At 57.8% G+C, this 4,783-nt stretch carries 4 protein-coding genes; 3 read left to right on the forward strand and 1 reads right to left on the reverse strand.

The window, feature by feature from the left end:
* Nucleotides 1-9: 9 nt before the first annotated feature.
* Entirely contained in the window at nt 10-993 is a 984-nt protein-coding gene (locus M3G19_RS11695; protein WP_259902775.1) for a class C sortase, read from the forward strand.
* A 64-nt stretch (nt 994-1,057) separates the two neighbouring features.
* Here the strand turns inward: M3G19_RS11695 and M3G19_RS11700 are convergent, their stop codons facing one another.
* Complete coding sequence (locus M3G19_RS11700; RefSeq protein ID WP_259902777.1) at nt 1,058-1,525, reverse strand: hypothetical protein; 468 nt, start codon at nt 1,523-1,525, stop codon at nt 1,058-1,060.
* Here M3G19_RS11700 and M3G19_RS11705 point away from each other — a divergent pair.
* Complete coding sequence (locus tag M3G19_RS11705; RefSeq protein ID WP_259902776.1) at nt 1,478-1,888, forward strand: LPXTG cell wall anchor domain-containing protein; 411 nt, start codon at nt 1,478-1,480, stop codon at nt 1,886-1,888. The genes M3G19_RS11700 and M3G19_RS11705 overlap by 48 nt on opposite strands.
* Nucleotides 1,885-4,731: a SpaA isopeptide-forming pilin-related protein gene (locus M3G19_RS11710; RefSeq protein ID WP_259902774.1), complete on the forward strand. Its 2,847-nt coding sequence runs from the start codon at nt 1,885-1,887 to the stop codon at nt 4,729-4,731. Before M3G19_RS11705 ends, M3G19_RS11710 begins: the two co-directional genes overlap by 4 nt.
* Nucleotides 4,732-4,783: the final 52 nt, after the last annotated feature.

A 4,783-nucleotide genomic window follows, 5' to 3' on the forward strand; every position in this document is an offset into this window, starting at 1 on the left:
CACCGGGGGGTGGGCGCGGGGCTCACCCAAGTTTTCAACAACCACCGGATAGGGCGCGCTGCGTCCAGCAAGGTAGGAAAAATGGTTCTGCAAGAGACCGCATCCGCCGCGGGGCCGAAAGGCGCGACGAAGTCGCTTCCGAGGAAGCTCCTTCCTACGGTCGTCTTGTCGCTGTGCGCCATCATTGCGTTGCTCTACCCAGTGGTAGTTACACAACTGAATAATTGGGAACAAATGCGCGTCGCTGACTCCTATACCAAGGAATTGGATAGGGTCGATGAGGAAGAACTCAGCCAGAAACTCGCCTCGGCGCAGAAGTACAACGAGTTCCGCACGGCGGGTCCTATCCTGGACCCTTGGTTGGCCCGAATTTCCGAAGATAACGCCGACTATCAGGCTTACCTCGCGGAGCTAGACACTCACGAAGTCATGGCACGCCTTGTCGTGCCCAGCGCTGACATCGATTTGCCTGTCTACCACGGGACGAGTGAAGCGGTTCTGCAGAAGGGAGTCGGGCACCTTTACGGCTCCGACCTACCGGTCGGAGGAGAAGGCACCCATGCAGTTCTCACAGCCCACACTGGCTTGACCAGTGCCACACTCTTTGATCACCTCTCGGATGTAGTCAAAGGGGACCCAATCTATGTCGGTGTTTCTGGGCAGAAGATGAAGTATGAGGTCACGGACATTCAGGTGGTGCTTCCACATGAGACTGCCGGTCTGCGTCCCACAGCCGGCAAGGATCAGCTCACGTTGATCACCTGTACGCCCTACGGGGTTAACTCGCACCGATTGCTGGTGACTGCCAACCGAGTTCCCTTTGACGAAGAGGCCGCCGAAGCCTTTGCCCCCAGCGAGCTCCACTGGTTCTGGTGGATGTGGGCATTGATGGCCGCCGCGCTGCTCATCACCGTACTGCTGTCCCTGTGGATCTTGAAGACCACTCGTCAACACAAACAGGCCCACCACCCAGCATCCCCGGTGGAGGAGTAAATTGCACATGTTTAGCACTCAGAGATTCTCTCGCACAGCGGCTGCCCTGTGCCTCGGAGGAATCCTAGCGGTATCTACGCCAGCGGTCGCAGATGCCAAGGTGATCTCCGGTTACGCGGGTTCCTCCGTCCACGTAGACCCGACGACGATCGGGAATGAAGCCAACAGCTTGGTCATCACGCTTCCCAAGAGTAACCCCTTCGATGATGTACCTCCGGGAGAGCTTCCCCCGGGCTCTCTGAGTGGCTATACCTTCACCCTCAAGCGGGTCGCCGACATCGACATTCGGACCCGCGAAGGCTACGACAGCGCTCTCCGCCTGACCGTGGACAAGGCCCGGGAGAGGGGATTTGCTGACCCGACGCTCTCCCGTCTCAGTGACGAGCAGGGCAGGGTACGCTTCGATGGTCTGCCGGCCGGGATCTACCTGATAGAGGTGGAGCCGCCTGCGCGCGAGGGCGAGAAGCACGAAGATATCCGCCCCATGCTCGTCATTCTCCCCGCAACCAATGAGGACGGGAGCTGGCTGCATGATGTGAGTATTAAGGCAAAGACTGAGGACGGCGGAGGCGACGTCCCGCCGCCCACCGATATTCCTGACCCGCGGCCAACGCCCACTCTGACTCCGACGCCTACCCCGGATCAGCCCAGCACATCTACTCCGGATCGGCCCGGCACATCTACCCCGGATCAGCCCATCACATCTACTCCGGGTGCTCCCGGGAACACCACAAGCCCGGTGCCCGGCCCCTCCACCGACCAGCCAGGGACGTCCACGCCAAGCCGGTTAGCGCAGACCGGCGCATCGGTCCTGGGGATCGTTGCGGCGGGAGCGCTGCTTCTGCTCCTGGGAGGCTTCGTTATGCGCAGGAATAACAAAGGTGAACAGCGATGAAGAGAATGGAAACGATGAAGATGTTGCGCAGCCTCGCCCGAAAGAGCGTAGCGGCAGCCTTTACGCTCATACTGGTTGTCAGCGCCCTCCCGCTGGTCGCAGATGATGGCGGTTCGATGCTGTCGAGCCCCGAGGCGGAGGCTCAAACATCGGTTCAAGCGCCGGTTACCATCAATCGCGTTAACACCGAGTACAGTAACGTTTTCTCAGTTCACATGGTGGCAACCAGGGCGATGTCGATGACTCGGCTGACTATAAACACCTCAGAAAAATTCGGCACAAACCCTGCTAATGAAGATAAGGCGCTGACCATCAACGGGAAATCCTACCCAGTTACGTCGATGTCGGCTACGCAAACGACGTTGACCGTCAGCTTGCCGGCTGGGGTAGAGGTGCAGCCAGGGACCCCTATCGTGGTTCGGTGGAGGGCAGGTCAGGCGAGGGCCCCGAGTCTATCGAGCATGACGGCCACAATGCAGGGAACTCAGCTGGCTCCCCCGGAACCGCCCGCTACGGGTAACCCCACGGAAGCGAAGAACTACCGTCCCCTCCCGAACGACAGGTTTTGGGATACGTGCAACGCCAGTAATGGACTTCTAATCTCGAAGACTTGGTGGGATAACTCGGAGAACACGCGGAAAAATGGCGGCAAAGACGTGGGCGTTGTTGAAGTTAAGGTCAACGGCGTCACTGACCTCGCCAACAAGATAAATACCGCTGATCCACGCCTGCAGCTGCGATTCGGCTCCGCTCAGGCAGGTTGGACCGAACTAAAGAAGGGCAACGACTACCAGATTACGGTGAGCGGGAATAGCGTCTATTTCAAACTCAACCGGGACCAACAACGGGCTGACTCGAGTATCGTCTCATACGACGTAGAGGCACGCATCCCCCTGAGCTCCACTCCGGCCTCGTGCCAGATGACCTTGTGGCATCAAGGGCCTGAGTGGTTTGACCGCGATGCGAAAAAAATTAATGTCAATGCGCCAGAGACGCCGCGTGAGCAACTGAAATGGCTCCCAGCTTCTTCCGCAAACCCGTCCCTTCCTCAGCGCTGCGGTGGCAAGATCGCGCTTGTATTCGACACATCTGACTCCATTGCAAGGGAAGAGGGCCTTGGTGTCGCCGCTAGTCGAGATGCTGGTCTCCAGGTTATCGATGCGTTGCAGGGGACCGGTAGTCAGATGGCTATCTATAACTTCGCGTCGGCCCCCAAGTCGATTCCTGGTATGTCGACGGATACGTTGAGTCTTAATGAGGACGGCGATGTCGAGAAGCTGCGTAATGCTGTCAAGGCCATCGCGGAGCCTTTCGACCGTGATGGCCGCGGCGGCACCAATTTTGAGGCAGGCCTCAGCCAGGTGCCTTCTGGCGAGTTTGACGTTGTCTACTTCATCTCCGATGGCCTGCCCACGACGAGTAAGCGGGACTATCCCCTCGGTTTCGATGTCGGCACGCTCATCAACCAGAGCGACCTGTCGGCCGCAGTGAACGAAGCCAACCGGTTGAAAGACTCGGGCACCCGTATCGAGACTGTCATGGTTGGTTTTGAGCCGGTCAACGAACACATTTTGAAAGACGATTACTTCGGGCTTGGAACCGTCAAGAAGCAGAGGACACCGAATACACCGCAGGCGCCGGAAGGAATCAATAAGCCGTGGCCCAAACAGGAAGGTTACGGTTACCCGAGCTACTACGGCCAAGCAGACTTTGTTCGTGACATCGTCACGGATGGCAAAGTACTGATGTGGGATACCACGGACGAGCAAAAAGTCACCGAGTACGACATCACGAACCAACCGGAGATTTGGCGCGCCGGTGTGCGTAACACCAAGACTATCGGTGCGGACATTTCCAGCGAAGATGCCGTCACCACCGTCGGGAATTTTAAAGATCTGGTTAAAGAACTCAGCGACCTTGTTCTCAAGGACTGTTTCGGTTCGATCAATGTGACCAAGCTTGTGTACGGCGATGGCGATACCCCGAGCCCAGGTGAGGGCTGGACGTTCGATACGTCGGTGGACAACCAAGAGAAGGTCATTATCGGCGGCACCGATGGCAGCGGCCGCGCATCCAACGTCACCGACGTGACCGGGGATTCCGGAAGCTACGGCCATTCGTTCGACCAATCGGACGGCAAGGGACAGAGTGTCACCGTGGTCGAGCATCAGCAGGATGGCTATAAGCTGCGCCCCGAGAATGGCAAGAATGCGGTGTGCACGAAGAACGAGTTTGATGCTGCAAAAGGAACGTGGACTACCTCCGATGCCGAAGTTCGGAACAAGAATGATGACCCCAGTAAGCCGGGGTTCGGCGTCGACGTGCCCTTCCGCGGCATTGTCAATTGCACTATCGCAAACGAGACGGTTTCAGTGAAGATAGATCTCTCCGTAGAGAAGGTGGGCTTCGATAACAAGGAGCAGAAGCTCGAAGGCGCGGAGTTCACCCTTTACAAGGTGAACTCGAACGGGACGCGCGATCCCGTCAAGGCCCTTAGTGATACGGATCTGCGAATCGATGATCTTCAGGTGGGGGCGACATACGAGCTCGTGGAGACAAAATCACCTCAGGGTTATCAGCTGCTGCACCGTCCGGTCGTCTTCGATATTAAGGCGGGTGAAGATGGTAGGCCCACTATCGAACTTGAGGGTGGCGCAGAGCAATACCCGGAGGTCTCCATTCGAATTGATGAAAAGGAAGACACTCACTCCATCATTCAAGTGGCGGATATTCGTAAGGGCGATCTTCCGGTCACTGGCGGTCGGGGACTCGGGCGGTTGGTGCTGCTTGGCAGTTTCCTAGCTGTAGCAGCCGCGTTTACCGGTCGAAGAGCACGCATTTAGCCCCCAGCGGTTGATGCGCGCTGTCACGAAGTTCGGAATGGGTGGTGGGCCC

Source organism: Corynebacterium sp. p3-SID1194 (assembly GCF_025144155.1).
Lineage (GTDB): Bacteria > Actinomycetota > Actinomycetes > Mycobacteriales > Mycobacteriaceae > Corynebacterium.

What these genes read in the sequence shown, in the direction of transcription:
- M3G19_RS11705 (WP_259902776.1), top strand. Translation starts at nt 1,478, where the DNA reads ATGCTCGTCATTCTCCCCGCAACCAATGAGGACGGGAGCTGGCTGCAT.
- M3G19_RS11700 (WP_259902777.1), bottom strand. Translation starts at nt 1,525, where the DNA reads ATGCAGCCAGCTCCCGTCCTCATTGGTTGCGGGGAGAATGACGAGCAT.
- M3G19_RS11710 (WP_259902774.1), top strand. Translation starts at nt 1,885, where the DNA reads ATGAAGAGAATGGAAACGATGAAGATGTTGCGCAGCCTCGCCCGAAAG.